Source organism: bacterium, assembly GCA_040755795.1.
GTDB lineage: Bacteria > UBA9089 > CG2-30-40-21 > CG2-30-40-21 > SBAY01 > JBFLXS01.
Genome location: JBFLXS010000733.1, coordinates 1 through 1,140, shown reverse-complemented (window position 1 = coordinate 1,140; position 1,140 = coordinate 1). Strand labels below are relative to the sequence as shown.

1 protein-coding gene is annotated in these 1,140 nt (G+C 37.2%); it reads left to right on the top strand.

The genetic code is table 11. The features are described from left to right. Positions 1-40 precede the first annotated feature (40 nt). A partial coding sequence (locus tag AB1414_21270; protein ID MEW6609942.1) for a transposase occupies positions 41-1,140 on the top strand: 1,100 nt, incomplete at its 3' end.

Here is a 1,140-nt window from a genome sequence, read left to right as displayed (position 1 = left end):
ACGCAAGAAATTAAGTTGGTTATTTGAACAGCCATTGGATATGAAACTTTCCTTACTACAACATCATTTTGAATTGGTCAGGTTTTTAATCAATGAGATATTGGACGAGGAAGTCGAATCATTATGTGGACAACGCTATAAACATACCAGGCCCTATGAAAATAGATACAGTCGCTGGGGCACCAATCCCGGCAGTGTTAAGTCTGGGAATCAACGGATAAAAATAGATGTACCAAGAGTCTATGATAAGGTTACAGGTAGTCATATATCTTTAGAGAATTATCGCAAGTTACAAGAATTAAAAGAGCCAACAGATCAATTGTCCAAAGCCATTTTATGTGGTTTGAGTATGCAAGATTATGGCCAAGTAATCGAGACATTATTGGATAGTTTTGGTTTAAGCGCCTCCACTGTTAGCCGTCAATTTGTTGAACAAAGCAGTGAAAAGCTAAAGGAATTCGAAAAGAGGTCATTACATCCTTACCAGTTCGTAGCGTTATTTATTGACGGTAAGAGGTTAGCCAAAGAGCAAATCATCATTGTGTTGGGCGTTACCGAATCCGGCGACAAGCTTCCGATTGGATTTATACAGAGCCATACAGAGAATGCCGATTCGATCAAAGAGTTACTGAATGAGTTGATCGAACGAGGTTTAAATTATCAAACCGGATTATTATGTGTGATTGATGGTTCCAAAGGGATCCGCAAAGCCGTGGAAATGGTTTTTGGCGATTATGTTTTGATTCAACGATGCCAATGGCATAAAAGAGAAAATGTAGTAAGCTACCTAAATGAACAAGATCAGAAGACCTATAGAAAACGCCTGAACAAAGCCTATAATTGCGAGAGTTATGCAGAAGCAAAACAACAACTTTTAACAATACAACGTGATTTGGCAAAAAAGAATTTGAGCGCTTCTCGTTCATTGGAAGAAGGTTTAGAAGAGACCTTGACTTTACATCGTTTGGAATTGCATGAGCTTTTTAGTAGAAGTTTTTCTACAACAAATTGTATTGAAAATTTGAATTCCCAATTAAATAAATATATTGGAAAAGTGAAAAATTGGAAAACATCTACACAACGCTATCGATGGATTGCTTCAGCGTTATTAGAGATAGAGGGAAGAATGCGTAAGGTTAA